We start from the raw sequence: 25,433 nt of genomic DNA on the forward strand, positions 1-25,433 counted from the left end.
TCCCTTATTTTGCGAGTGCAGCATGGTATGGTGCGGCCAAGATTTTGACAGTCGTAGAGGGAAGGGCTGAGGCATGACTATGAAAGGCAAGAGCGCAATCATCACCGGATCCAATTCGGGAATCGGTTTGGGTGTTGCGCGGGAGCTGGCGCGAGTCGGGGCGGATGTGGTGCTCAATTCATTCACGGATCGGGAGGAAGATCACGCGTTGGCGGCGGATATCGCAGCCGAGTTTGGCGTGTCTGCGCGCTATATTGCGGCAGATATGTCACAAGGCGATCAGTGCCGGGCGTTGATTGAGGAGGCTGGCGGTTGTGACGTGTTGGTCAACAATGCGGGCATTCAGCATGTCGCTCCGATTGATGAGTTCCCAACGGAAAAATGGGACGCGATCATTGCGATCAATATGAACTCGGCGTTTCATACCACGGCGGCGGCGTTGCCGCACATGCGCAAACGGGGCTGGGGTCGGGTGATTAATATCGCCAGCGCCCATGGTTTGACCGCATCCCCCTATAAGGCGGCGTATGTGGCGGCCAAACATGGCGTGGTGGGCATGACCAAGACTGTGGCGCTGGAGACCGCAGAGGAGCCGATCACCTGTAATGCGATTTGCCCGGGTTACGTGCTGACCCCATTGGTGGAGGCGCAGATCCCCGACACCATGGAGAAATACAACATGGGCCGCGAAGAGGTGATCAAGAAGGTGATGCTGGAGCGTCAGCCGAGCCGGGAATTTGCCACGGTGGAGCAGCTGGGCGGCACGGTGGCCTTTCTGGCGAGTGACGCCGCCGCGCAGATCACCGGCACCACAATCAGCGTGGATGGCGGTTGGACTGCTTTGTAATTTTTTAATTATTTCAATTTTTTAGGAGGGTTTCATGAAGCGTATCAATCTGGCCTTGCAGGGCGGAGGCGCGCATGGGGCCTTCACCTGGGGTGTGTTGGACGCCTTGTTGCAAGATGAAGAGATCGAGATTGCCGGGATCACCGGCACCTCGGCGGGGGCGATGAATGGCGCGGCGTTGAAAGCTGGCATGCTGAAAGGTGGTCGGGAGGGCGCGCGCGCAAATCTTGACTGGTTCTGGAGCCAGCTGGGCGCGGCGCAGGTGCCGGGGCTGGATATGTGGTTTGCCGCTGTTCCGCCCGGCATGGTGAGCCGCAGCATGGAATACAGCTGGCCGTTTATGGCGGCTGACATGATGCAGCAGATGACCTCGCCTTATGCGATGGGGCCGTTTTATGCCCATCCGCTGCGCGACATTGTGGATGAGATGAGTTTTGATCTGATCTGTGCCGATGAAGGCCCGGCGCTGTTTGTCTGTGCAACCAATGTGCGCTCTGGCAAGGCGCGGGTGTTTTCGGGATCTGAGATCAGCGCCGATGCGCTTTTGGCCTCGGCCTGTTTGCCGACGATGTTTCAGGCGGTGGATGTGGAGGACCCCAAGACCGGGCGGAGGGAGGCCTATTGGGATGGGGGCTACACAGGCAACCCCTCGCTGTGGCCGTTGTTTGACCGGCAGTTTCCGGATGATGTGGTTATTGTGAACATCAACCCGCTGAGGCGCGAAACCCTGCCGGTGACGCCGCAGCAGATTGCCAACCGGATCAATGAGATCAGCTTCAACGCCTCGCTGATGAGCGAATTGCGGGCGGTGGCGTTCGTACAGCGGCTGATTGCGCAAGGCGCGCTGAAGCAGGAAGAAAAGCGCGATGTGAAGGTGCATATGATTGCCGATGATGCCTTGATGAACAGCCTGTCGGTGATGACCAAAAGCTGGCCGGTGAGCTCGGTGCTGTTGCAGTTGAAGGAAGCGGGGCAGGCGGCGGCGAAATCCTTCCTCAGCGCCCATAAGGGCGATCTGAACAAGCGGGGCACGGTGGATCTGGCGGCGATGTATAGCGGCTGACACGCAAAGCTTGCATCATGACGGCAGACACGCTTCAAGAACGAGGAGGTGCAGTGGTGGACGCTGCGCTCTGGGCGAAGGGAGAGACCGGCATGATGACACCTGAGAAACTGAGAGAGATCTACGGGGATGTGTCGCCACATGCGGCGCAGAAGGTGATTGCGCAGTTTGATGCGCACTGCAGAAATTTTATCGCCCATGCGCCGTTTCTGGTGCTTGTGACCTCTGACGGTCAGAATCTGGATGCTTCGCCCAAAGGCGATCCGGCGGGGTTTGTGGAAGTGGAAAGCGACACCACGCTGTTGATCCCGGATCGGCCGGGCAACAACCGGATTGACGGGCTGCTCAACATTCTGGCGCATCCGAAGGTGTCGGTGCTGTTTATGATCCCCGGCGTGGCGGAAACGCTGCGGGTGAACGGGGTGGCGGAGATCAGCGATGATGCAGAGCTTTGTGCGCGCTTTGCCATCAAGGGGCGGTCTCCCAAAACCGTGCTGCGGGTGACGGCGGAGGAGGTGTTTTTGCATTGTGGCAAAGCGCCGGTGCGCTCTGGCCTCTGGAAGCCTGAGACCTGGCCAACCCAGCGCCCGGTGCCCTCGCTTTATGCCATGATCAAGGATCATGCGGAGATGGAGGTGCCGTCAACAGAGCAGTCTTATGCCGAGCAGCGCTATCGTGAGACGTTGTATTGAGTAAATGTCTTTGACGTTGGACTCGGCGAAGGACTGGCGTCTTTGCGTTTATAGGATTGGGAGCAATCTATGCGGTTTTCAGTATTGCCCGTTGCGGCGCTTGTTGTGTCTTTCGCTCATGTGGGATCAGCGCAGCAGGTGCCAATCAATCCGTTCTTTGGGTTTGAGTACATTCTGACGCCCATTGCTGTGAAATGGGCGTGTGGCGGTGCAAAATCAGAGGATCTCGCGCGGTTCCGCGCGGTTGTGGCTGCGTTTCCAGATGCGGCGGCAGAGGCAGACCTCGAGATGTATCTGAAGCAAATGCAGGCCGTTTCTGAGGTGTCTGAAGTTGTTGGCATGTCTCTTGACGCCTCTCAGGAAGCAGCGTTATGCGCGGCAGCCGAGGCGCTGACGGTGGCCTGGCTTACACCGGAGCGTCTGTTGTCTGATGACTACAGCACAGGAGATGCGCAGCAAGATCTGGCATGGACCGCGTTTTTTGAACAGGTTGAGGGGCTTTAGCCTGGGGAACCTTTGCGGATCTTCAGTGGGCTTTTACCACCAAAAGGGAGTTGGTCAGGAAGCCATCTTTGGTGTCTTGTGCGTAGTCGCCTGAAAGCTCGTAGACCGCCCATTTTTTGAGGTCCCAGCCATTGGCGCGCATATGGTTTTGGGCGTGTTGCTGGGATGCGAAAGCCAAGCCACCCGGATATAGCCCGAAGACCAAGGGGCCAAATTTCACGACGGTTTTGCCAGCTTCCAGAGCAGGGGTGTAGCTTGAGCGTTCGCCAATGGTGAAAACAGGCGCGGTCGGAGAAACGCGCACAACCGGTTCCATTGTCGGCTTGATTTCAAACAGATAGAGCCCGGTCAACGCCGCGGCAAGAAGGAGCACTGCAGCGAGTGCTTTCGGGGTGCGGTTTATTCGCTCAGTTTTTTTTTGACGGTTTGTCCTCAGGCACGCTTGGATCTTTGGGGTTTGGGTAAACCAGACCGGCGGAGATCACCAGTTTGGCGGCATCCTCTACCGACATCTCAAGTTCGATGATGTCATCTTTGGGGAAGAACAGCAGGAACCCTGAGGTTGGGTTGGGTGTTGTCGGGACAAACACACTGACCAGACCGTTTGTGGTGGCCGCAGACTCGGCGACTTCGCCTTTGGCGGTGGTGGAAATAAAGCCAATCGCCCAGATGCCGCGACGGGGGTATTCGATCAGGCAGGCCTTTTCAAAGCTGCGCTCGCTTTGGGCAAAGACGGTTTCGGCGATCTGTTTCACGCCCGAATAGATCGAGCGCACAACTGGCATGCGGTCGACCAGATCTTCGGCAAAGCGCAGCAGGGAGCGGCCAATCAGACCTTTGGCGATCCAGCCGACAAGCACGGTGAACACCAGAAAGATGATCAGGCCGACGCCGCGCAGATTGATGCCGATATATTTTTCCGGCTGAATGGTGCTGGGCACCAGAGGCAGGACAAAGCCGTCTACCCAGCCGATCAACGTCCAGACGAGCCAGATGGTCAGCGCGATGGGCAGAATGACGACAATGCCAGTGAAGAAGCTGGAGCGGAGGCCGCCCAAAAAACCAACACGGTGTTTGTTTGGGTCTTCGTCAAATGGGGTCGTCATGCGTGGGTCCTGCGAAAGTCTGATACCTAGTTAGGCATTTGTGGCAGGCGCTGCAATGACGTTTACGCTAGGGCGGCTTGAGAGGGGCCGCTGTGTGATACAGCGGCCCGGTGACTGCCCGCTGAGCAGGCAGTTTTTGGGGTCAAACCAGTGCGGCGGCGATGTCAGCAGCCAAACGGGCGTTGTTGCGCACCAGCGCGATGTTGGCCACGAGCGAGCGGCCTTCGGTCAACTCAAAGATGCGCTGCAGCAGGAAGGGGGTGACGCCCTTGCCAGTGACGCCCTGTTCCTCAGCTTCGCGGGTGGCTTGCGCGATCACAGGCGCCAGATCTTCGGCGGGGATTTCATCTGACGCCGGGATTGGATTGGCGACCAGCTGGCCGCCCGGCAGCCCCATGGCACCACGCATTTTGTGGGCGGCGGCAATTGCGGCGGCGTCATCCATGCGCAGCGGCGCGGTGAGGTCAGATTGTGCGGACCAGAAGGCCGGGAAGCTGTCCTGACCATAGGCGATCACCGGCACGCCGTTGGTTTCCAGCACTTCGAGTGTTTTGGGCACATCGAGGATCGCTTTGGCGCCTGCGGCGACAACAGTCACAGGGGTGTGGCCCAGCTCGGTGAGGTCGGCGGAGATGTCAAAGCTCTCCTCTGCGCCTTTGTGCACACCGCCGATGCCGCCGGTGGCAAAGACGGAGATGCCAGCCAGATGGGCGGCGATCATGGTGGCGGCAACAGTGGTGGCGCCGGTGCGGCCCTGCGCCATGATCACAGCCATATCGGCGCGGCTGACCTTGGCCACGTCTTTGGCTTGTGCCAGTGCTTCGAGCTGCGCATCTGTCAGGCCCGCGTGCAGGGTGCCGTCGATCACGGCCATGGTGGCCGGGACAGCGCCTTTTTCACGGATGTCGTTTTCCACCTGACGCGCCACCTCGAGGTTTTGCGGATAAGGCATGCCGTGGGTGATGATGGTGCTTTCCAGCGCCACGATGGGTGTGCCGTTTTTCTTGGCCTCAGACACTTCGGGGGACAGAGTGATCAGGGTCATGTGGCGTGTTCTCCAGAGACGTATTTGGCGGCAGCGGTGAGGGCGCGCGACAGCGCCTCGTCACGGCTGGCACCTTGGGATTCGGCCACGATGTGCGCGGCCATGAAAGTGTCGCCTGCGCCGGTCACGCGGGTCACCAGAACGGCAGGCGGTTGTTGGGTGATGATGCCTGCGGCAGTGCCGTCAGAGGCAGAGTTTCCGCCATCGGTGACGAGGGCGCGGGCGGCGCCGCGCGCCAGAAGGCCCTCGGCGGCGGATTCGGACGAGGTGAATTCGGTCTGACAAAGGTAGCCGGCTTCCTCAAGGTTCACATAGAGCACCGCGCGGGAGTGCATCAGGAACGGCATCAGGCGCTCGGCTTTGCCCGGAGAGGCAGGCGCGACACGCAGGTCGGCGGCCGCAAAAAGCGGGCTGCGGGCGATTTGATCGAGCAGGCGCTGGGTGAGATTGCCATCCAGGGCGATGAGCCCGCCATAGGGCGCCGCCTCAGAGCCGAGGGTGCCATCCTCAAGCGGGGTCAGGATTTTATCGCCTGCCGCCTCAAGCGAATGGGCATCGGCAATGGCGGCGATCAGGCCGTTTTTGCCCTCTACCGCCATATAGGTGTCGGTGGGCAGATCGGCAGATCGATAGACGTGATCCATGATCGCGCCCATTTCACGGCAGGCGGCCATCAGCTCGTCGCCTTCTGCGTCGCGACCAATGGCCGAAAGTGCGGCAGGTCGCAGGCCAAAACGCGCGAGAGTCATGGCGATGTTCCAGGCCACGCCGCCGGGCAGGCGAGAGATGCGGCCCGGTACGTCCGAGCCCTGACGCATGTGGCTGGGCGCGCGGCCGATGATGTCCCAGAGGACGGAGCCGATGCAGAGAATGTCAGGCGTGGCGGTCATGAGAACCTCACGGAGATGGGGGCGGATCAGGCGGTGAAGGCGGCTTCGAACTCTTTGAGTTTGGCAGCCGGATTTTCGGCGCGCCAGATTTCCTCGCCGATGCCAAAGAAATCGGTGTAGGGCGCAAGAGTGCGGATGATGTCCGTATCCAGCGCGCCTTCGGCGACAACCGGCACTTCGATCATCTGAGACCACCATTCAAACAGGTCTTTTTCCGCCAAAGTGCCATCCCCCAGAGGGGTGGTTCCGACCGGGCCGAAGCTCACGTAGTCCGCCCCGTTTTCACCGGCGGTCATGCCCTCGTGAGAGGAGGCGCCACAGAAAGCGCCAACAATTGCGTCTTTGCCAAGTTCCTTGCGGGTTTTGGCAACCGAGCGCGCGGCATCTGTGAGGTGCACACCATCAAGGCCGAGGCGTTCGGAAAGAAGGACATGTTCGTCAATCACGATGGCCACATCACGCGCATGGGCCACTTCGCGCAGCGCGTCCGCGGCGCGCGACAGGCGGTCTTCGTCACGGGTGGCAAGCGCGAGGCGCACGCAGGCGATGTCGCTGGCGTCCAGGACAGCGGCCAGTTGATCAGGAAACTGGGAGAGTTCGATCTCTGGCGGGGTGATCAGATAGATCTGGGGCAGCTCTGTCTCGGCCATGCGCGTGTTCCTCGTGTCTAGATCGCGCCGCTATAGCGCGGTTTTTTTGGTTTGGCTATCGGGAGTTTGGCCAGCAGGCGGGCGGTGTAAAAGAGATTTCGAGCCTCCGGCGGGGATATTTGCGGCAAGAGGAAGGCGCATGGCTTGTTTTGAGCGCTGTGCGCGGGTATGAGCAGGCGGATTTTTCAGGAGAAAGCCATGACATCCGCCACACCGCAACCTGCCTTTGTTCTTGTGCGCCCACAGATGGGGGAAAACATCGGTGGCGCAGCGCGGGCGATGCTGAATTTTGGGCTTGATAAGATGCGGGTGGTGGACCCGCGCGATGGCTGGCCCAATGAGCGCGCGGTGGCGATGGCCTCTGGTGCGGGGCGGGTGCTGGATGCGGCGTTCCTGACCGAGACCACCGAGGCGGCGCTTGAGGATTGTCACTACGTCTTTGCCACCACGGCGCGGGCACGTGGGTTGACCAAACCGGTGGTGACGCCGGAAGTGGCGATGAAACAGGCGGCAGAGATGATTGCGCGCGGCGAGAAAGTTGCGGTGTTGTTTGGCCCAGAACGGTCTGGCCTGGAAAACGAAGACATCGCGCGCGCCAATGCGATCATCAATGTGCCAGTGAATCCGGAATATGCCTCGCTGAACCTTGCGCAATGTGTGCTGCTGACCGCCTATGAGTGGCGCCGTCAGAGCGCGGAGATTGTGCATGAGCGTGTGGATATGACCAAAACGGATTGGGCCAATCACGCCGAAATGGAGGCGCTGGAGCGCCATTACGAGGATCGGCTGGATGAGGCTGGCTTTTTCTTTCCGCCGGAGAAGGCAGAGGGCATGAAAATCAATCTGCGCAATATGTGGAGCCGCATGCGGCTGACGCGTGCAGATGTGCAGATGCTGCACGGGGTCATGCGACAGATGGTCCGCTGGAAAGAAAAAGGGTGATTTTTCTCCTATTTTCAACGTCTGAGGCGGGTTTGCATCCGTAGTCTTGAGTGGTTGCAGCGCGTGGATCGCCAGATTAGGCTCCCGCGCAATACAGGAGCGAGCGATGAGCCAGAAACGCAGCATTTTTGAAGAGGTTGGCAGCGAAGGCCCCAAAGAGGCGCCGAAAGCTGTTGGGGTGATTGACACGGGCACCAAAGGCGCGCGGCGGGGCATCCGCATCTGGTTGATGATCCTGTTTGCGCTGGTGGTGGTGATGATCGCCGTGGGTGGTCTCACTCGACTGACCGACAGCGGCTTGTCGATTACCGAATGGCGCCCAGTGACTGGGGCCATTCCACCGATGAACGCGGCGGATTGGCAGAGCGAGTTTGAAAAATACCAGCAGATCGACCAATGGGCGATTGAGAACAATTGGATGACGCTGGAGGACTTCAAGACCATCTATTGGTGGGAATGGGGGCATCGCCAGCTGGGGCGTGTGATTGGTCTGGTCTGGGCGGTCGGCTTTGCTGGCTTTGCACTGGCGCGCCAAATTCCGACGGGCTGGACCGGGCGGCTTTTGCTGATCGGTGCTTTGGGTGGTTTGCAGGGGGCGATTGGCTGGTGGATGGTGGCCTCTGGTGTGACCTCCGGCGAAGGTGTGACCACGGTTGCGAGCTATCGACTGGCCACGCATCTGGGGTTGGCGTTTCTGATCCTGGCCTTCATCACCTGGTATATTCTGATGCTGGGGCGCAGTGAGCGTGACCTGATGCAGGCGCGGCGCGGCAAAGAAGCCAAACAGTTTTCCATGTCCACCGGGCTGTTGCATATGACATTTGTGCAGATCCTGCTGGGCGCGCTGGTGGCGGGCATCGATGCGGGGCGGTCCTACAATGACTGGCCGTTGATGGCGGGGCAGGTCTTTCCTGCGGAAGCTTTTGATCTGGAGCCGCTGTGGCGCAACTTCTTTGAGAACGCGGGGCTTGTGCAGTTCATTCACCGCAGCTGGGGTTATTTGCTCCTGATCTTTGCGGTTGTGGTCTGGCGGCGCGGGCAGGGCTCTGCACATAAATCGACCCGTTTTGCCTTCAATATGGCGTTGGCGGCGATGTTCCTGCAGATCGTGCTTGGCGTTGTGACGGTGCTGACATTTGCGCATATGCATGTGGCGATCACCCATCAGGTGATGGCGGTGATTGTTGTGGTGCTGATCCTGCGGGCGCGGTTCCTGAGCAACTATCCTATTGCCACGTCGGTGCGCGACGCAGCCTGAAGACTTCATCCTGAGAGAGGGACCAAATTATGTCTGCATATGAGCAGTTGATGGCGTTCAGCCACACCACAGAGGCGCTGGGTCAGGTGGCCGGGCGTCTGGGCTGGGATCAGGAAGCGATCATGCCGGAAGGGGCTGCGCCGCAGCGGGCCGAGGAAATGGCGGCGATGGAAAGCGTGTTGCACGCGCGTCGCACCGATCCCAAAGTCGGCGCCTGGCTGGCGGAGATTGATCCGGCCACGCTTGATGAGGCGGGCCGTGCGCAGCTGCGCCACATCAAAAAGAGCTTTGGGCGCACCTCCAAAGTGCCGGCGGATCTGGCGGCAGAGATTGCCAAAGTCACCAGCCGCGCGCAGGGCATTTGGGCGCAGGCGCGTTCTGACGAGGATGTGGCAGCGTTTCTGCCAACACTGAAGGAGGTTGTGAACCTCAAGCGTCAGGAAGGGCAGGCGCTGGCAGCCGGTGGCGATGTTTATGACGCCATGATTGACGATTATGAGCCGGAGATGACGGCGGCCGAAATCGCCGCGATGTTTGACGCGATGCGGCCCCGGCTGGTGGCGTTGCGCGCCGCTGTTCTTGCGGCAGAAGCTCCGGCGAAGCTGAGCGGCACCTTTGCCAGCGATACCCAGATGGCGCTGACCGCCAAACTGGCAAAATCCTTTGGCTATGATTTTGATCACGGGCGCATTGATTGCGTGACCCATCCGTTCTGCTCGGGCAGCGGGCTGGATGTGCGCATCACCACACGCACCAGTGAGAGCGATCCGTTCAACTGTTTTTACTCCACCATTCATGAGGTGGGCCATGCGGCCTATGAGCAGGGCATCCACCGCGACTATCTGCTGACGCCGATCGGGCATGGGGTCTCCATGGGCGTGCATGAGAGCCAGAGCCGGATTTATGAGAACCAACTGGGGCGCGGGCGCGCCTATACCGGCTGGCTCTATGAGCAGATGAAGGCGGAATTTGGCGATTTTGGCATTGAGAGTGCTGAGGCGTTTTATGGCACTGTGAACCGGGTGAATGACGGCTATATCCGCACGGAGGCGGATGAGGTGCAATACAACCTGCACATCATGCTGCGCTTTGATCTGGAGCGGGCGCTGATGCTGGGCGATCTGGCGGTGGATGATCTGGAAGCGGCCTGGAATGACCGCTTCGCCGCTGATTTTGGCTATGCGGTGGACAAGCCCTCCAACGGTGTGTTGCAGGATGTGCATTGGTCGGTGGGGCTGTTTGGCTATTTCCCGACTTACTCGCTGGGCAATGTCTATGCGGGCTGCCTGAATGAGGCGCTGCGCCGCGCGGTGCCGGATCTGGATGCACAACTGGCGCAGGGCGATACCTCGGCGGCCACAGGTTGGCTGCGTGAAAACCTGCAGCAGCACGGCGGTTTGCGTGAGCCTGCGGCGACGATTGCTCATGCCACGGGGGCTGCGCCAAGCGGGGAGCCGCTGCTGGCCTATCTGGAAGAGAAGTTTGGTGACATCTACAAGCTGTGAGCGCTTGGGGAGATGTTGGAGGGAAAAAGGGGACGCTTTGGCGTCCCCTTTGTTTTTTGGATATTTGAAGAATGAGAAAGCGGGGGGCGCGTTTTAGGATGAGAGCGTGTCCAACGCCATTAGCGCATCAGCACCCGAGTTCTTTTTCGCCAGCTTTGATGATTGCCATAAGCTCCGCATCCCGCCCGGAGAGTTCGGGGGATTTGGTGAAACAGCCCTCGTTGCCGAAGGTGTCGATGCCGCGATCAGAGGCGAAACAATAGCCGTTTTCATGGAAGATGCGGTTGCGGTGAAACCAGAGATCGTCGCAGGAGAGCGTCTGCGTGTGCGGGGTTTCTGTTGTTTGAGTAGGGGCTGAGACGCGCGGCAGATCGGCAAGCGGTAGGCCCATGGGGAAGAGCATCAGGGTTGGATATCTGTGCAAGGCGCTGTCGCTGTTTGCATTTTCATACTGCCAGTAGCTGTAGGGCGTGGTCACGTGATCCGGTTCCAGCGGGCTGTGGGGGCCGCGGGGCGTCTGGGCGCCGATGCGGATTTCGATGTCGGGGCTGATGCGGGCGTCCCAAGCGTTTCGAATGGTGCCAAAGCTTGTTTGCTCCCCAACCTCTGCAGATGTAGGCAGGCGGACGAGGCAATCTTCGGCGTAGTAAGGCCCGCCCACGGGGTAGCCGCGTTGTACGCCATAGATGGCCCCGTTTCTTTGCTCGATCTGAACATCGGTATGGTAGGCTGGCGCCGCCGGATCCTGCGTGGCGTGGATGATTTCGGCGAAGGCGGGCCAGAACTCCGCCACCGAGGCGAGGCTGTGGGGCTTCCAGGTTGGTGCAAAGGACCAGCTGAATGCGCCGTCATCCATCATGAACACGTTGTGGCAGATTGTTGTGATCAGGTTGGTGTTGAGTGTGACCTCATAGGAGACACCTGTGACAGGGATTTGTGACAACAGCGCATCGGCCACCGTGTCGACATAATACATATCAAAATCAGGTGTTTCGATGTTGCGGGCATGGAGATAAGGCGTGAGATAAGGCGTGCCTTCGTCATCCTTGGTTTGTGCAAAACGATGGATGCGTGCCGATGTGCGGATCGCGCGCGCATAGAAGGCGGAGATGTCTTCGGATGAATAGCGGGCGTATGGATCCAGTCCTGACAGACGTGGTGCATGAACCCCGAGTCTCGCACTGGGAGCTATCGCGCGCATGGCGATGGTTTCATAGCTTTCGCCTTCAAACGTGTGAGCACCGGACAAAAACAGCAGCGCGCAGGCAGACGCGCACAGGTCGTCGTCAGCCACATAGGTTTGTAGGTCGGCGTAAATATCACGAAGAAATTCGGTGATTTTGAGCGCCTCGTTCATATTGCCACCGGGGCTGTTGAGGCAGAGCCGAGCACCTTCTGGCAGAGGTTCGGAAAAGCTGTCTCCGTCATAGTCAAACAGGGTGTGGAAGGCGCTCAGGTCGCCCTCTACGACTTTGCCGTCATAGAGCAGGGTGCAGTCCGCGTATTTTTCAGAGAGCTGCTCGGCCCTGACAGCGCCACCAAATCGGGTGTCGAGGGCGTCTTGGCTTTCTGTTGTGTTGTAAATCAGGGTCGCGGCCTGCGCGGGTAGGGGGGTCGTGAGGCTGAGGCAGGCGCTGAAAAGCGCTGCGCCGGAAAGGTATTTGATCATAGGTATTTATGTGTCGTCTAAAGTCAGTGATACGCTTTGTGGACTTCGACACACAAATTCTGGTGAGGCAAGAAAAAGCTTGTTAGGTGCAGAACGAGCGAGCCGGTGCTGGTTCATTTGCGAGAGCAAGTTTGGCTGTCGCGAAACGCTGCAACCTCCCAAATAGATAACTGAGCCAAAAGGGACGCCTTGGAGACCCTTCGTTTTTGAAAATCGAAGAAGCATAAGAACCGGAAGACAAGAGAGAAAATCTTTACTTTTTAAATGGGTGCCGCAAGTCTCCCTCAAAGGGATTGTTGGGGGGACATGCGTTGATCTGTGATCTGATCTGGAACGAATATGAGCTAGTTTACCAAACCTACGAGAGTTTCAACGGGTTTGCGCTGACCATCAAAGGGTGGTCTGTGACCGTAGGGTTGGCCGCGATTTTTGCGGTGTATTTCGAAAAGCTGGGTGCGTCGGGCAAAGCTGTGTTGTGGGGCGCTGCCCTGTCATCTCTGCCGTTCTGGATCCTGGACGCGATTTGGAAGAGCCACCAGAAGGCGTTTTTGCCGAGGTTGGAAGTGTTGGAGCGCTCTACGTATTCAGGAAAAGACTGCAAAGATGGCGCGTTGTCTCATAGCTTTGATATCGTGGGATCTTGGGACAAATCTCATGATTGGTTCGGATGGATCGCAACCTTGCCAATCACTGCATTTCCGCATGTTTTTGTTATTCTTTTGGGGGTGTATTTGGTCATCAAACACCCACCAAAGGCGTAGTGCCAAGGCGTTTTCTGGCTGTTTGTGATCGTCCTGAAGCGCTTGATGGTTGCCACTCTTATTCGGTCGACGGTGAAACGCGATCCGCTTGGTTCATTTAAAACGCATAGGTTTCTCGGACAAAAAAAGGGCAGCGCGGCGGATGCCGGCTGCCCTTCGTCTGTATCTCGCAGAGATGATTAGCTGTCGCTTTCGTCCGCGTCGTCATCCTGTTCGGCGATCCAGGCCACGGAGACCACCTCTTCGCCTTTGCCGGTGTTGAACACCCGCACGCCGCCCGCAGAGCGGGAGCGGAAGGAGATGCCATCCACCGGCACGCGGATCGACTGGCCTTTGGAAGTGGCGAGCATGATTTGATCGCCCATCTCAACGGGGAAGGAGGCCACAAGTTCGCCGCCACGCATGGCTTTGTCCATCGCAGTCACCCCCATGCCGCCACGGCCACGGACTGGATAGTCATGCGACGAGCTGAGCTTGCCTGCGCCACCTGCGGTGATCGTGAGGATCAGGTTTTCGGCGGCAGACATTTCTGCGTAGCGCTCCTGAGACAGCTCGCCCGCTGGGGTTGCGTCTTCGTCATCGCCGCCATCATCGGTGAGACCGGCCACGGCGCGGCGCATTTTGAGGTAAGCGGCGCGCTCTTCGCTTTCGGCGCGGAAGTGGCGGATGACGGACATGGAGACCACTTCGTCATTGCCATTGAGCTTGATGCCGCGCACCCCGGTTGAGGCGCGGGAGTTGAACACGCGCACCTCAGTGGTGGGGAAGCGGATCGCCCGGCCCGAGTTGGTCACCAGCATCACATCGTCCTCGTCAGTACAGATGCGGGCGTTGATCAGCTTGGTGTCGGCGTGATCATCCTCAAACTTCATGGCGATCTTGCCATTGGCTTTCACATTGGTGAAGTCCGACAGGCGGTTGCGGCGCACGGTGCCCGCAGAGGTCGCAAACATGATTTGCAGATCGTCCCATTCATCCTCTGGACGGTCCACCGGCATGATCGCGGCGATCGAGACGCCTTGCGGGATTGGCAGGATGTTCACAATCGCCTTGCCTTTGGCGGTGCGGCCACCCAGCGGCAGGCGCCAGGTCTTGAGTTTGTAAGCCATACCATCGGTGGTGAAGAACAGAAGCTGGGTGTGGGTGTTGGCCACAAAGAGGGTGGTGACCACATCCTCTTCTTTGGTCTGCATGCCCGAGATGCCCTTGCCGCCACGTTTCTGGGCGCGGAAGTCGGCGAGTGGCGTGCGCTTGATGTAGCCACCAGAGGTGACAGTCACGACCATGTCTTCGCGCTCGATCAGGTCTTCGTCGTCCATGTCGCCAGACCAGTCGACGATTTCGGTGCGGCGCTCCACGGCGAAGTTTTCGCGCACTTCGCGCAGCTCGTCGCCGATGATGGACATGATGCGCTCGCGAGAACCGAGAATCTCAAGGTATTCCTTGATCTTCGCGGCCAATTCTTCGAGTTCGTCGGTGACCTCTTTCACACCAATTTGCGTGAGGCGCTGCAGGCGCAGCTCAAGAATGGCCCGTGCCTGTGTTTCAGACAGGTTATAGGTGCCATCGTCGTTCATGGTGTGGGTCGGATCGTCGATCAGACGGATGTAGCCCGCGATTTCTGCTGCGGGCCAGCGCCGTGTCATCAGCTTTTCACGCGCCTCTGCCGCGTCTGCGGAGGCGCGGATGGTGGCGACCACTTCGTCCACATTTGTCACAGCCACGGCCAGACCACAGAGGATGTGGCTGCGTTCGCGGGCCTTGCGCAACAGATAGGCGGTGCGCCGCGCGACCACGTCTTCGCGGAAGTCGATGAAGGAGGTCAGGAAGCGGCGCAGTGTGAGCTGCTCCGGGCGACCGCCGTTCAGGGCCAGCATGTTGCAGCCAAAGTGGGTCTGCATCGGGGTGAAGCGGAAGAGCTGATTGAGCACCACTTCGGCGGTGGCGTCGCGTTTCAGCTCGACCACCACGCGCACGCCGTCCCGGTCGGATTCATCCTGCACGTGGGCGATGCCTTCGATGCGTTTTTCGCGCGCAGCCTCGGCGATCTTTTCGATCATCGCGGCTTTGTTCACCTGATAGGGGATTTCGTCGATGACGATGGCGTAGCGGTCCTTGCGGATTTCCTCGACGCGGGTTTTGGAGCGGATCACGACGCTGCCGCGGCCCTCAAGATAGGCTTTGCGCGCGCCAGAGCGGCCCAGAAGGATGCCGCCGGTCGGGAAATCCGGTCCGGGGACATAGTCGATGAGCTGCTCAGAGGTGAGATCCGGATCCTCAATCAGCGCCAGAGTGGCGTCGATCACTTCGCCCAGATTGTGCGGCGGAATGTTGGTGGCCATACCCACCGCGATACCGCCCGCGCCGTTGACAAGCATGTTGGGGAAGCGCGCAGGCAGCACGGTTGGCTCCTGGTCTTTGCCATCATAGTTGTCTTGGAAATCAACGGTTTCTTTGTCGATGTCGGCCAGCAGGGAGGCGGCGGGCTTGTCCATGCGAACTTCGGTGTATCGCATGGCCGCCGGGTTGTCGCCGTCCATGGAGCCGAAGTTGCCCTGACCGTCCAGAAGCGGCAGCGACATGGAGAAATCCTGTGCCATCCGCACCAATGCGTCATAGATCGCGCCATCGCCGTGGGGGTGGTATTTACCCATCACGTCACCCACAGGACGGGCCGACTTGCGGTAGGCTTTGTCATGTGTGTTGCCGGTTTCATGCATCGCATAAAGAATGCGGCGGTGCACCGGTTTGAGGCCATCACGCAGGTCTGGAATGGCGCGGCTGACGATCACGCTCATGGCATAATCGAGATAGCTGGCGCGCATTTCCTCCTCGATGGTCACAGAAGGACCGTCGTGGATCATCCGCTGTTGCGTGTTTTCGTCTTCGTTTTCAGGGGTTTCCGGCGTGTCGCTCAAGTCCCGATCTCGCTTCTTTTTGGCGGTCCATATCTTGTTGGGATGCTTATATCAGAGGCGACATGTAGGGTGCAATGGGGCTGTGGTGATCCTGTTGGTTTTCCCTGTAAAAAACCATAATCTGTTGTGATGCGTAGAGATTTCAAAGCTTTGCGGTCGAAATGGCCGATTTGGGTCTCCTGCGGGGTTTTTGTCTCAAGCTGAGGCTGATATTGCGGAACGTAAAACTATTTTAAGGGGTCATTTGTGAGACAAAATATTGCGACAGTTGCGGTGTCCTTAGCGCTTGGATTGGGGGGTACTGAGGTTTCAGCTGAGAAGCTCTTGGACAAGATCAAGAAGGGGGCGGAGACCGCGGGAGAGGCAATTGGCGAAGGCCTTGACGCGACAGGTCACGCCATTGAAAGCGGTGCGGAGGCCGTCGGCGGTGTCGTGGAAAAGGGCGCTGAGGCGGTGGAGAACACTGTGACCTCAACAGATGAGCTTTTGTCCAATGAAGAAACCGCAGATCAGACGCGGGCGCGATTGGACACTATGGCAGATGAGATTTTGGCACGTCTGCTGGCAGAAAATCCGGAGGCGTCGCGGCTCTACGCGCAAAGCGCGGGCTACGCCGTGTTTGATGCGCGCAAGGTGACGATTTTTCCGGTCACCACTGGCTACGGGCGTGGTGTGGCGATGGCCAAAGATGGTTCTGGACGTGTCTATATGAATATGGGCACCGGCGGGCTTGGCGGGGCGATTGGTATTGGCGGTTTTACCAACCAGTTTGTGATCCTATTTGAGAGTGCTGAGGATCTTAGCACATTTGTCACCCATGGCTACGATGCGGGTGCGAGCGGCGGGGCGCAGTCAGGGTCGGATGGGGACACCGAGCAGACCAGCTTTCAAGATGGGCGGTCGGTGTTTTTGCTCGACAAAAACCGCTGGCGGGTGAATGCCAGTCTAGAAGGCACGAAATACTGGCGCTCGCCGGAGTTGAATTAAGCCTGATGGAAGGTGCGCCTCATGTTGGGAGCCCCTTCCATGTGACGGCTCAGGCGGAGCAGCTGGCGCCGCCGAGCACGCAGAATTTGGCGCAGTGGGCGTGATTGAGCAACACGGGTTTCTCTGCGTCTTTGAGGGTTGGACCGAGCTCAAACTCTTCGACATAGGGCAGCAGGGTGCAGGCGATGACTGCGGGGGCATCAGAGCCTTTGCGGCGCACCACCATGCGGGAGTTGGAGCACATGACTTCTGTTGGGGATTTGTTGAGAATTCCCCAGCATTCCGTTGTGATTTCAGGGACTTCGACGGTTTCGTCCATTTCCGGGAAGAGCATGGTCTGGCCCGGATTATGCGCATCGATGGGAAAGTCGTGGGCGTCAAAGAGCGCGGCGTAACCGGCGCGGGAATCCGCGTCTGACTCCCCCCAGAGAGTGCGGCCTGCGACCTTCATCTGGAAGCCTTCGTCGCGCAGCCACTGCATGCCCTCCAGCATCTTGGCAAACGATCCTTCGCCGCGTTCGCGATCGTGGTTTTGCGGGTTCCAGTGGTCAATGGAAATGCGGAAGGTGAGCGTGTCGCGGTAGGTTTCGCGCAGGGCCAAAAGGCCTTCGCGCACCCGTTTGCGCATCAGAGGCTGCATGGCGTTTGTGAGGATCAGCACCTCATAGCCACGTTCCAGCGCGCGGCGGGTGATCTCGATCATTTCCGGGTTCATGAACGGCTCACCACCTGTGAAGCCAATTTCGCGCACGTTCCATTCGCGCGCCTCAAGCTGATCCAAATAGTCGCTCACCTCATCGGCTGTGATGTAAAGCAGATCATCATTGGTGGGCGATGAGAAAATATAGCAGTTTTCGCACTGGATGTTGCAGAGGGTGCCTGTGTTGAACCACAGAGTTTCAGGATTGCTGAGTTTCACATGAGCGCGGTTTTCGCCCTTTGCTGTGATGAAAGGATCCTGAAACTTGCCGAGATTTGCGTGATCTTTCATGATGCTGCCATTTATGGAACGTATTCATCTCCTAACCAAACCTGAGAGGCTTGACCATCCGTTGTGGATCGCATCTGACACAGTTGTGATGCGTGCTTGTGGTGATAGAGTGGCGGTGATAGACAGGCCTTTGAATTCGTTAGCGCTAACGTGGCGTGTATGATCAGGGCAGAACGACGAGGAAACAGGGCCTTATGGTGTCTCGAATTATTCCGGTGGAGCCTTTTGATCTGGTGGTGTTTGGTGGCACAGGGGATCTGGCGCGGCGTAAGATTTTGCCTGCGTTGTTTCGCCGTTTCTGTTCAGGACAGATGCCGGATGGCAGCCGGGTTTTGGGCGCGGCGCGCAGTGGCTTGACTTCACAAGAATATCGCGCGGTTGTCAGTGCGGCGCTGAGCGAGTTTGCTGGGGAACTGGCGCTTGATGCGGCGCAGGTGGCTGCGTTTTGTGAACATGTGGATTATGTGGCGGTGGACGCGCGCGGCGAGGGCGGCTGGCCTGAGCTTGCTGCGCTGCTGACGCCGGGCTCTGTGCGGGCGTTTTATTTTTCCGTGGGGCCGGGTGTGTTCTCTGATCTGGCCAAAGGTCTGAAACGACACGGGCTGGTCGAGGATGACACGCGGATCGTGGTAGAAAAGCCCTTTGGCCATGATCTGGAAAGCGCGCAGGCGCTCAACCGTGAGCTGGCGCAATATTTCGACGAGGGACAGATTTACCGGATCGACCATTACCTTGGCAAAGAAACGGTGCAGAACCTGATGGCGGTGCGCTTTGGCAATATGCTGTTTGAGCCGCTGTGGAACGCGCAATACATCGACCATATTCAGATCACCGTGGCAGAAACGGTCGGTGTGGCTGGGCGCGGGGATTACTATGAAAAATCCGGCGCGATGCGTGACATGGTGCAGAACCACCTGATGCAGCTGTTGTGTCTGATCGCGATGGAGCCCCCGGCGCAGTTTGAGCCGGATGCGGTGCGCGATGAGAAGCTGAAGGTGATCCGCGCATTGGATGCGGTGCAGCCACATCATATTGTGCGTGGGCAATATACCGCAGCTGATGGCGTTGCGGCCTATCGCGAAGATGTGGACCATGCCCGTTCCAAGACCGAGAGTTTTGTTGCGCTGAAGTGTCAGATCAACAATTGGCGGTGGGCGGGCACCCCGTTTTACTTGCGCACCGGCAAACGGCTGAGCGCGCGAGACAGTGAGATTACGGTGGTCTTCAAAGACACGCCGCACTCTATTTTTGGACCCGAAGCCGGGCGGCATCGCAACGAGCTCAACATTCAGCTGCAACCCAATGAGGGCATCACGTTGAATGTGACCATCAAGGAGCCGGGCCCGGGCGGCATGCGGCTGGTGGATGTGCCGCTGGATATGAGTTTCGCAGAGGCACTTGGGCCAACTGCGGAGAACACGCCAGATGCCTATGAGCGGCTGATTATGGATGTGATCCGGGGCAATCAGACCTTGTTTATGCGGGATGATGAGGTGGAGGCCGCCTGGGCGTGGACCGATCCGATCATTCGCGGCTGGGAAGCGCGGGGCGATGTGCCGAAACCGTATGATGCCTATTCCGATGGGCCTGATGATGCAGATTTGATGATGCGCCGCGACGGGCGTGAATGGAGAGGCTTAGACAGATGAACTTCAAGACCTACCCAGATACTGACATGTTGGCGATGGATGTGGCCCAAGCGCTGGCCGAAGACCTGACAGACGCATTGGCGCAAAAAGAGCGCGTGGTTCTGGCGGTGCCGGGTGGCACGACACCGGGGCCTATTTTTGATGCGTTGAGCGCGGCGGATCTGGACTGGGAGCGGGTTGATGTGATCCTGACAGATGAACGCTGGGTGCCTGAGCATCATGAGCGTTCCAACTCCGCTTTGGTCAAAGCGCGGCTTTTGACAAACCGCGCGATGGCGGCCCGCTATCTGCCGCTTTATGCGCCAGCAGAGGTGCCTGAGGATGTGTTGCCAGAGCTTGAAGCGGGCATTGCCGCATCGTTGCCTGTGGATGTGGCGGTGATGGGCATGGGCGCGGATATGCACACGGCCTCACTGTTTCCCAATGCAGAGGGGCTTGAGGCGGCGTTGGCTGCGGATGCGCCGATCCTGATCCCGGTGCGGCGTGACGATTTGCCGGATATTCGCATCACCCTGAGCGCGCGCGTGCTGAACGGGGCGTTGCGCAAACACATCCTGATCAAAGGGGCAGACAAGCGCGCGGCGTTGACCGCTGCGCAAAACCTGCCAGAGGTGGACGCTCCGATCCGCGCGGTGTGCGCGGGTGCAGATGTGCATTGGACGGAGTGAGCAAGATGTGGACCGATCTTGAAAACCTGAAAGCTGCAGCGCAGAGCACCCAAATTGCGGATCTGTTTTCAACAGATCCGGCGCGTGCAGAGCGGTTTGCCCTGACAGCTGATGGGCTGTTTTTTGACTATAGCAAGACCAGCATTGATGACACGGCCAAGGCGGCATTGATGGCGCTGGCGGAAGCGGCGGGCGTTGCGGACAAGCGCGCGGCGATGTTTGGCGGAGCAAAGATCAACGAAACCGAAGAGCGTGCCGTGCTGCACACGGCGTTGCGCAATCTGGATGGTGCGCCGGTTTTGGTGGATGGCGCAGACGTGTTGCCGGAGATCAACGAGACCCGTGCGCGCATGGCGAGACTGGCCGCTGCGGTGCGCGATGGCAGTTTTCCGGGGCAGGGGCAGCGGATCACGGATGTGGTCAACATTGGCATTGGCGGCTCTGACCTTGGGCCGCTGATGGCAGTGATGGCGCTGGCGCCCTATCATGACGGGCCAAAATGCCATTTTATCTCTAATGTTGATGGTGCGGATGCCACCGATACGCTGGATGGGCTCGACCCGGACACCACGCTGGTGATTGTGGCCTCCAAGACCTTTACCACGCAGGAAACCCTGATGAATGCACGAACCGTGCTGAATTGGGCGGGCGGCGATGCGGCGCTGGAGCGCTTTGTGGCGATTTCCTCGGCGGTGGACAAATGCGCAGAGTTCGGCATTCCGGCGGAGCGGGTGTTTGGCTTTGAGGATTGGGTTGGCGGGCGCTACTCGGTCTGGGGGCCGATTGGCTTTTCCTTGATGCTGGCGATTGGGCCGACGGCCTTTGAAGGGTTCCTTGAAGGCGGGCAGGCGATGGATCGTCATTTCTGTGCCGCAGCTTTTGAAGAGAACCTGCCTGTTATGCTCGCCTTGGTTGGGATCTGGCATCAGCAGATCTGTGGCCATGGCACGCGGGCTGTTCTGCCCTATGAACAGCGTCTCGCGCGGCTGCCTGCATACCTGCAACAGCTTGAGATGGAGAGCAACGGCAAGAGCGTGGCCGTGGATGGCAGCGCATTGTCACGTGTTGCGGGGCCGATTGTCTGGGGGGAGCCTGGCACCAATGGGCAGCATGCGTTTTATCAGCTGATCCATCAGGGCAAACAGGTGGTGCCTTGTGAATTCCTTGTGGGAGCGGAGGGGCATGAGCCTGCGCTGCGCAACCACCAGCGGGCGCTTGTGGCTAACTGTCTGGCGCAGTCTGAAGCGCTTTTGAAAGGGCGCAGCGAAGCGGAAGCACGGGCGCAGTTGGAAGCCCAAGGCGTGTCGGGTGCAAAGCTGGATCAATTGGCCAAGCACCGCGTCTTTGGCGGCAATCGCCCGTCTACGACACTGGTCTATCCGCGTCTGACCCCCTTTGTTCTGGGGCAGATTGTGGCGCTGTATGAGCACCGCGTGTTTGTCGAAGGGGTGATTTACGGGATCAACTCTTACGATCAATGGGGCGTGGAGCTGGGCAAAGAGCTGGCAAGTGGTTTGCTGGATGCGGTGTCTACGGGCGATGTGCCGGAGGCGGCCTCCGCGTCAACCAAAGCGTTGATTGCGCGGATCCGCGGTTTTCACAGCTGAGGTTAGGCTGTCAGTTGCAGCGCCGCGATCAGGGGCGCGTCGTCGCGGGCCATGATCTCCAGAATATCTTTGTGCATGCGTTGCTTGTGCTCGCCAAAGATGCCACGGCCTTTGGAGAAGGTGGCGGCATAGTCAAGCGCAGCGGCCAATGTGGCCTCCGCATCTGGTGCTGCGGTCAGCACATGATCGGCCTCAAGCTCTGTGGCGGTTACACGTCGGCCCGATAGCTTCATTTCGTTGAAGCGGTATTCGGGCATGGCCTTGCGCACATAGGCGATCATGGAGGGCAGGAACGGGATGTTAATGTCCACCTCTGGAAAGCAGAAATAGCCGCGATCGGCGCGCATGAAGCGGAAGTCGCAGGCGCAGGCCAGCATGGCCCCATTGCCAAAGGCGTGGCCGGTGATGGCGGCGATCACGGGCATGGGGAAGGTGAGAATGCGGGCAAAAACTTCGTTCATTTCGATCATGAAGGCGCGCATGTCATCTTCGCGGCCTGCCTGACGTGCGGCCATGAGCCAGTTCAGATCAACACCCTGCGACCAGTTCTTTTCATCATTTGACGTGATCACCACCGAGCGAATGGTTTTGTCGTCTTCAGCCTGTTGCAGCGCGGCGCGCATGGCGGCGGCAAAGGCGCGGTTTTGGCGGTTTTCGCCGTTGTTCAGCGTGAGGATCGCGGTTTTGCCACGGGTTTCATAGGTCACAAGAGACATGGGAAGCTCATCGTTTTTGCGTGTTGACCGCGACCTTAGCTGTGGGTTTTGGGGGCAGCAAACATGACCTTACGCAACATGGCGCGCTGTATGCTGGCCTTGCTGGGGAATTTTAGATCGGCCTGGAAGAGGTGGAGCGGGTAGCGGGAATCGAACCCGCACCTTAAGCTTGGGAAGCTCGCATGATACCATTTCACCATACCCGCAACGCTGCCCTAGGTAGTGGAGCGTTACGGGAGGGTCAAGCGGGTTTTCTAAGAGCCGTCATATGGGTTCTTGTCTGACTACAGCGGCGGCAACTCATCAGGATTGGGCGCATGGCATCGGCCAAATTTGTGAAAGATCTTTTGGAAGACATCCGGCAACTTGGCTGCAGGGTTTGGCTGGATGGTGGATGGGGTGTGGACGCTTTGCTGAGACAACAGACGCGCGCGCATGGCGATGTTGATATTGTTTTGGAGGCGCGCTGTGTGGGGCGCGTCTGTGATAGGCTGCGCTCCAATGGCTTTGCTCCAGCACCGACGGTGGATGCCTGCGATTGGAATTTTGTTTTTGCGCGCGAACACTCGGAACGCGTCGATTTTCACGTCGTTACCTTTGATGCCACAGGACGCGGGATCTACGGCCCGCCAGAGAATGGCGCATTTTACCCGGCGGACGCCTTTACTGGGCAGGGGAGTGTTGGCGGTGTTCCGGTGGCGTGTATGTCAGCCACGTTTCAGGTGGCAAACCGGGTTGGATACCCGTTGCGCCCTCAGGATTATCATGATCTGAGGGCGCTTCGATCTGCGTTTGGCATATGTGCTGATGCGCGGGGTTAGCCCCGACGGCGTCTGCGTCGCCCACCACCTGCGGCACTGCTTTCGCCGCCGCCTGTGTTGAAGCTGACTTCTGGCAGCGCCACGACATCGCGCAGGATTGGGAAAGGGTCAGACGAGTTCGGCAGGGCAGAGGCATTGACGAAATGCTCCTGAAAGCGTGGTTCAACGGCGGTTTCGATTTTCTCGATCTGGCGTACCAGGGTTTCGATTTCGCCGCGTGCCTTGCTGTTCAGAAGCGCAATGCGGGCGCCGGTGCCTGCCGCGTTGCCCGCAGAGGTGACTTTATCTAGCGTGCAGTCGGGGATCATGCCCAAAACCATCGCGTGTTTGGCAGAGATATGGGCGCCAAAGGCCCCGGCGAGCACCACGCGATCCACCTGATCGACGCCGCGTTTGTCCATCAGCAGGCGCGCGCCAGAATAGAGCGCGGCCTTCGCCATCTGAATGGCGCGGATGTCGGCATTGGTAACGGTGATGGCTTTCTGGTCAGCGTCGCCTTCCCACAGCGTGTAGGAGTTGGTGCGCCCGTCAAGGAAACAGCGGGTGGTGCCGGTTTGCTCGGCTGAGCCAATGAGGCCAGAGGCATCTACCAGACCAGCGATGCGCATTTCGGCAATCACTTCGATGATACCAGAGCCGCAGATACCGGTGATGCCAGTGTTTGCCACAGCGGCGGCAAAGCCTTCATCGTCGGACCAAAACTCACACCCGATGACACGGAAGCGTGGCTCTTTGGTGACTGGGTCGATTTCCACGCGTTCGATGGCGCCGGGGGCAGCACGCTGGCCTGCGCTGATCTGCGCGCCTTCAAAGGCGGGGCCTGTCGGGGAGGAGCAGGCGAGCACGCCGTCTTTGTCACCGAGCAGGATTTCCGCGTTGGTGCCCACGTCCACAACCAGAACAAGGTCTTCGGATTTGTCTGGGGCTTCTGAGAGTGCAACGCCTGCCGCGTCTGCGCCCACGTGGCCTGCGATACAAGGCAGGAGGTAGGCTTGGGTGCCGGGCGCTATGTCGAGGCCAAGCGCGGAGGCGGGCAGTTCAAGGGCGTCTGACGTCGCGAGCGCAAAAGGCGCTTGGCCAAGTTCGAACGGGTCGATGCCAAGGAAGAGGTGGTGCATCACCGGGTTCATCACAAAGACCGCATCCAGAATTTGGCTTTTGTCGATCTCCGCATCTTTGGCGATATCTATCACCAGCTGGTTGAGCCCGGCGCGCACGGCGTCGGTCATTTCCAGATCGCCGCCTTTGTTCATCATGGCGTAGCTGACGCGGCTCATGAGGTCTTCGCCAAAGCGGATCTGCGGGTTCATCAGACCGGAGGAGGCCACCACTTCGCCGGTGGCGAGGTTGCAGAGGTGGCCGGCGATGGTGGTGGAGCCAAGATCAACCGCGAGGCCAAAGAGCGGTGCCTCATAATAGCCGGGCCAGAGGGCGACGATGCGCGGGGCGCTGTCTTTGTGGCCCAGATGCAGGGCTGCGGTGACAGCCCAGTTGCCTTTGCGCAGGATCGGCTGCAGCGGGCGCAGCAGGTGGGTGTCTATGGTGATTTCGGCGTGACCGGTGGCCTCTTTCAGCGCGGTCATCAGCCGCTCCAGATCGCCGGAGGGCTTGTGCATGTCGGGCTCTTCCACCTCAACATAGACGCGCGAAATGGTTGCGTTCAGCGTGATGTCGCGCACCTCGGCGCGTTTGCGCACCACCTGTTTGTGCACCTGGCTTTCGGCGGGCACATCAATCACGATATCGCCCTGCACTGTGGCCTGACAGCCGAGGCGGCGGCCGGGGGTCAGGCCGCGTTTGTCGTCATAACGCTGCTCTACGGCGTTCCATTCTGACAGGGCATCCTCTGCAACCGTCACGCCATGTTTGGGAAACTCGCCGTAGGAGGGGGTCACCTGACATTTGGAGCAAATGCCGCGCCCGCCACAGGCGGAGTCAAGATCAACACCGAGCTGCCGTGCGGCGGTGAGGATGGGAGTGCCTACCGGGAAGGTGCCGCGCTTGCCGGAGGGCGTGAAAATCACAAGTGGATCGCTGCTCATTTGAGGGCCTTGGGTCTGTTCGCTTACCTGCGACCATATCTGGCCTGTGTTGGGCTGAATGACAATAAGCGGCGTAGAAGTGTCGCGGGGCGGCATTGTGGT

General features: G+C 59.1%; 23 protein-coding genes and 1 tRNA gene. 13 read left to right on the forward strand and 11 right to left on the reverse strand.

Annotated elements, in window-relative coordinates:
* The first annotated feature begins 73 nt into the window (after positions 1–73).
* From J7413_RS00835 to J7413_RS00850, 4 genes are all read left to right on the forward strand, one after another.
* Positions 74–847: a 3-hydroxybutyrate dehydrogenase gene (locus J7413_RS00835; protein WP_209095526.1), complete on the forward strand. Its 774-nt coding sequence runs from the start codon at positions 74–76 to the stop codon at positions 845–847.
* 34 nt (positions 848–881) lie between these two features.
* Positions 882–1,910 carry a patatin-like phospholipase family protein gene (locus J7413_RS00840; RefSeq protein ID WP_209095528.1) on the forward strand — a complete coding sequence of 343 codons (1,029 nt, stop codon included), beginning with the start codon at positions 882–884 and terminating at the stop codon, positions 1,908–1,910.
* A 56-nt stretch (positions 1,911–1,966) separates the two neighbouring features.
* Positions 1,967–2,602 carry a pyridoxamine 5'-phosphate oxidase family protein gene (locus tag J7413_RS00845; RefSeq protein WP_348538703.1) on the forward strand — a complete coding sequence of 212 codons (636 nt, stop codon included), beginning with the start codon at positions 1,967–1,969 and terminating at the stop codon, positions 2,600–2,602.
* 69 nt (positions 2,603–2,671) lie between these two features.
* Entirely contained in the window at positions 2,672–3,106 is a 435-nt protein-coding gene (locus J7413_RS00850) for a hypothetical protein (protein ID WP_209095530.1), read from the forward strand.
* Positions 3,107–3,128: 22 nt separating this feature from the next.
* Here the strand turns inward: J7413_RS00850 and J7413_RS00855 are convergent, their stop codons facing one another.
* The 5 genes from J7413_RS00855 to J7413_RS00875 form a co-directional block, all read right to left on the reverse strand.
* On the reverse strand, positions 3,129–3,479 hold the full coding sequence (locus J7413_RS00855; RefSeq protein WP_209095531.1) for a hypothetical protein: 351 nt from the start codon (positions 3,477–3,479) through the stop codon (positions 3,129–3,131).
* 34 nt (positions 3,480–3,513) lie between these two features.
* Complete coding sequence (locus tag J7413_RS00860) at positions 3,514–4,212, reverse strand: DUF502 domain-containing protein (protein WP_209095533.1); 699 nt, start codon at positions 4,210–4,212, stop codon at positions 3,514–3,516.
* A gap of 142 nt (positions 4,213–4,354) precedes the next feature.
* Positions 4,355–5,257, reverse strand: a complete 903-nt coding sequence (locus J7413_RS00865) for a pseudouridine-5'-phosphate glycosidase (protein WP_209095535.1) — start codon at positions 5,255–5,257, stop codon at positions 4,355–4,357.
* Positions 5,254–6,147: a PfkB family carbohydrate kinase gene (locus J7413_RS00870; RefSeq protein WP_209095536.1), complete on the reverse strand. Its 894-nt coding sequence runs from the start codon at positions 6,145–6,147 to the stop codon at positions 5,254–5,256. The genes J7413_RS00865 and J7413_RS00870 overlap by 4 nt, the downstream gene beginning before the upstream one ends.
* A gap of 26 nt (positions 6,148–6,173) precedes the next feature.
* Entirely contained in the window at positions 6,174–6,797 is a 624-nt protein-coding gene (locus tag J7413_RS00875) for a thiamine phosphate synthase (RefSeq protein WP_209086792.1), read from the reverse strand.
* Between the two features lie 198 nt (positions 6,798–6,995).
* On the opposite strand from J7413_RS00875, the gene J7413_RS00880 reads away from it, so the two are divergent.
* From J7413_RS00880 to J7413_RS00890, 3 genes are all read left to right on the forward strand, one after another.
* Positions 6,996–7,739: an RNA methyltransferase gene (locus tag J7413_RS00880; protein ID WP_209095537.1), complete on the forward strand. Its 744-nt coding sequence runs from the start codon at positions 6,996–6,998 to the stop codon at positions 7,737–7,739.
* Between the two features lie 106 nt (positions 7,740–7,845).
* A complete protein-coding gene (gene ctaA / locus J7413_RS00885; RefSeq protein WP_209095538.1) occupies positions 7,846–8,997 on the forward strand; it encodes a heme A synthase in 1,152 nt (383 codons plus the stop codon).
* Between the two features lie 29 nt (positions 8,998–9,026).
* The gene (locus J7413_RS00890) at positions 9,027–10,502 is read left to right on the forward strand and encodes a carboxypeptidase M32 (RefSeq protein WP_209095539.1); all 1,476 of its coding nucleotides are present in this window, start codon (positions 9,027–9,029) and stop codon (positions 10,500–10,502) included.
* A gap of 127 nt (positions 10,503–10,629) precedes the next feature.
* Here J7413_RS00890 and J7413_RS00895 read toward each other — a convergent pair whose 3' ends face one another.
* Entirely contained in the window at positions 10,630–12,171 is a 1,542-nt protein-coding gene (locus J7413_RS00895) for a YARHG domain-containing protein (RefSeq protein ID WP_209095540.1), read from the reverse strand.
* A 311-nt stretch (positions 12,172–12,482) separates the two neighbouring features.
* On the opposite strand from J7413_RS00895, the gene J7413_RS00900 reads away from it, so the two are divergent.
* A complete protein-coding gene (locus J7413_RS00900) occupies positions 12,483–12,932 on the forward strand; it encodes a hypothetical protein (protein WP_209095541.1) in 450 nt (149 codons plus the stop codon).
* 179 nt (positions 12,933–13,111) lie between these two features.
* Here the strand turns inward: J7413_RS00900 and gyrA are convergent, their stop codons facing one another.
* Complete coding sequence (gene gyrA, locus J7413_RS00905; RefSeq protein WP_209095543.1) at positions 13,112–15,850, reverse strand: DNA gyrase subunit A; 2,739 nt, start codon at positions 15,848–15,850, stop codon at positions 13,112–13,114.
* A 246-nt stretch (positions 15,851–16,096) separates the two neighbouring features.
* On the opposite strand from gyrA, the gene J7413_RS00910 reads away from it, so the two are divergent.
* Positions 16,097–16,837, forward strand: a complete 741-nt coding sequence (locus tag J7413_RS00910) for a hypothetical protein (RefSeq protein WP_209095545.1) — start codon at positions 16,097–16,099, stop codon at positions 16,835–16,837.
* A gap of 49 nt (positions 16,838–16,886) precedes the next feature.
* Here the strand turns inward: J7413_RS00910 and J7413_RS00915 are convergent, their stop codons facing one another.
* Positions 16,887–17,828, reverse strand: coding sequence for a radical SAM protein (locus tag J7413_RS00915; protein ID WP_209095547.1), 942 nt, complete (start codon positions 17,826–17,828; stop codon positions 16,887–16,889).
* A 194-nt stretch (positions 17,829–18,022) separates the two neighbouring features.
* Here J7413_RS00915 and zwf point away from each other — a divergent pair, with 194 nt between their 5' ends.
* The 3 genes from zwf to pgi are packed head-to-tail and all read left to right on the forward strand — an operon-like array spanning position 18,023 to position 21,752.
* Entirely contained in the window at positions 18,023–19,477 is a 1,455-nt protein-coding gene (zwf, locus tag J7413_RS00920) for a glucose-6-phosphate dehydrogenase (RefSeq protein ID WP_209095549.1), read from the forward strand.
* Entirely contained in the window at positions 19,474–20,145 is a 672-nt protein-coding gene (gene pgl / locus J7413_RS00925) for a 6-phosphogluconolactonase (RefSeq protein WP_209095551.1), read from the forward strand. The genes zwf and pgl overlap by 4 nt, the downstream gene beginning before the upstream one ends.
* 5 nt (positions 20,146–20,150) lie before the next feature.
* Positions 20,151–21,752, forward strand: coding sequence for a glucose-6-phosphate isomerase (pgi, locus tag J7413_RS00930; RefSeq protein ID WP_209095554.1), 1,602 nt, complete (start codon positions 20,151–20,153; stop codon positions 21,750–21,752).
* A 2-nt stretch (positions 21,753–21,754) separates the two neighbouring features.
* Here pgi and J7413_RS00935 read toward each other — a convergent pair whose 3' ends face one another.
* Together J7413_RS00935 and J7413_RS00940 are read right to left on the reverse strand one after the other, a co-directional pair.
* Positions 21,755–22,468 (reverse strand): enoyl-CoA hydratase/isomerase family protein, encoded by a 714-nt coding sequence (locus tag J7413_RS00935; protein ID WP_209095555.1) that lies wholly within the window; start codon positions 22,466–22,468, stop codon positions 21,755–21,757.
* Positions 22,469–22,600: 132 nt separating this feature from the next.
* Positions 22,601–22,674, reverse strand: a tRNA-Gly gene (locus tag J7413_RS00940).
* Between the two features lie 111 nt (positions 22,675–22,785).
* Here J7413_RS00940 and J7413_RS00945 point away from each other — a divergent pair.
* Complete coding sequence (locus J7413_RS00945) at positions 22,786–23,289, forward strand: hypothetical protein (RefSeq protein WP_209095556.1); 504 nt, start codon at positions 22,786–22,788, stop codon at positions 23,287–23,289.
* On the opposite strand, the gene J7413_RS00950 is transcribed toward J7413_RS00945, so the two are convergent.
* Positions 23,286–25,331, reverse strand: coding sequence for an ASKHA domain-containing protein (locus J7413_RS00950; protein ID WP_209095557.1), 2,046 nt, complete (start codon positions 25,329–25,331; stop codon positions 23,286–23,288). The genes J7413_RS00945 and J7413_RS00950 overlap by 4 nt on opposite strands.
* Positions 25,332–25,433: the final 102 nt, after the last annotated feature.

Source organism: Shimia sp. R10_1 (assembly GCF_017744095.1).
Taxonomy (GTDB): domain Bacteria; phylum Pseudomonadota; class Alphaproteobacteria; order Rhodobacterales; family Rhodobacteraceae; genus Shimia.

What these genes read in the sequence shown, in the direction of transcription:
- J7413_RS00895 (WP_209095540.1), bottom strand. Translation starts at nt 12,171, where the DNA reads ATGATCAAATACCTTTCCGGCGCAGCGCTTTTCAGCGCCTGCCTCAGC.
- J7413_RS00840 (WP_209095528.1), top strand. Translation starts at nt 882, where the DNA reads ATGAAGCGTATCAATCTGGCCTTGCAGGGCGGAGGCGCGCATGGGGCC.
- J7413_RS00850 (WP_209095530.1), top strand. Translation starts at nt 2,672, where the DNA reads ATGCGGTTTTCAGTATTGCCCGTTGCGGCGCTTGTTGTGTCTTTCGCT.
- J7413_RS00865 (WP_209095535.1), bottom strand. Translation starts at nt 5,257, where the DNA reads ATGACCCTGATCACTCTGTCCCCCGAAGTGTCTGAGGCCAAGAAAAAC.
- J7413_RS00835 (WP_209095526.1), top strand. Translation starts at nt 74, where the DNA reads ATGACTATGAAAGGCAAGAGCGCAATCATCACCGGATCCAATTCGGGA.
- pgl (WP_209095551.1), top strand. Translation starts at nt 19,474, where the DNA reads ATGAACTTCAAGACCTACCCAGATACTGACATGTTGGCGATGGATGTG.
- zwf (WP_209095549.1), top strand. Translation starts at nt 18,023, where the DNA reads ATGGTGTCTCGAATTATTCCGGTGGAGCCTTTTGATCTGGTGGTGTTT.
- J7413_RS00945 (WP_209095556.1), top strand. Translation starts at nt 22,786, where the DNA reads ATGGCATCGGCCAAATTTGTGAAAGATCTTTTGGAAGACATCCGGCAA.
- J7413_RS00935 (WP_209095555.1), bottom strand. Translation starts at nt 22,468, where the DNA reads ATGTCTCTTGTGACCTATGAAACCCGTGGCAAAACCGCGATCCTCACG.
- pgi (WP_209095554.1), top strand. Translation starts at nt 20,151, where the DNA reads ATGTGGACCGATCTTGAAAACCTGAAAGCTGCAGCGCAGAGCACCCAA.
- ctaA (WP_209095538.1), top strand. Translation starts at nt 7,846, where the DNA reads ATGAGCCAGAAACGCAGCATTTTTGAAGAGGTTGGCAGCGAAGGCCCC.
- J7413_RS00875 (WP_209086792.1), bottom strand. Translation starts at nt 6,797, where the DNA reads ATGGCCGAGACAGAGCTGCCCCAGATCTATCTGATCACCCCGCCAGAG.
- J7413_RS00890 (WP_209095539.1), top strand. Translation starts at nt 9,027, where the DNA reads ATGTCTGCATATGAGCAGTTGATGGCGTTCAGCCACACCACAGAGGCG.
- J7413_RS00915 (WP_209095547.1), bottom strand. Translation starts at nt 17,828, where the DNA reads ATGAAAGATCACGCAAATCTCGGCAAGTTTCAGGATCCTTTCATCACA.
- J7413_RS00860 (WP_209095533.1), bottom strand. Translation starts at nt 4,212, where the DNA reads ATGACGACCCCATTTGACGAAGACCCAAACAAACACCGTGTTGGTTTT.
- J7413_RS00870 (WP_209095536.1), bottom strand. Translation starts at nt 6,147, where the DNA reads ATGACCGCCACGCCTGACATTCTCTGCATCGGCTCCGTCCTCTGGGAC.
- J7413_RS00880 (WP_209095537.1), top strand. Translation starts at nt 6,996, where the DNA reads ATGACATCCGCCACACCGCAACCTGCCTTTGTTCTTGTGCGCCCACAG.
- J7413_RS00950 (WP_209095557.1), bottom strand. Translation starts at nt 25,331, where the DNA reads ATGAGCAGCGATCCACTTGTGATTTTCACGCCCTCCGGCAAGCGCGGC.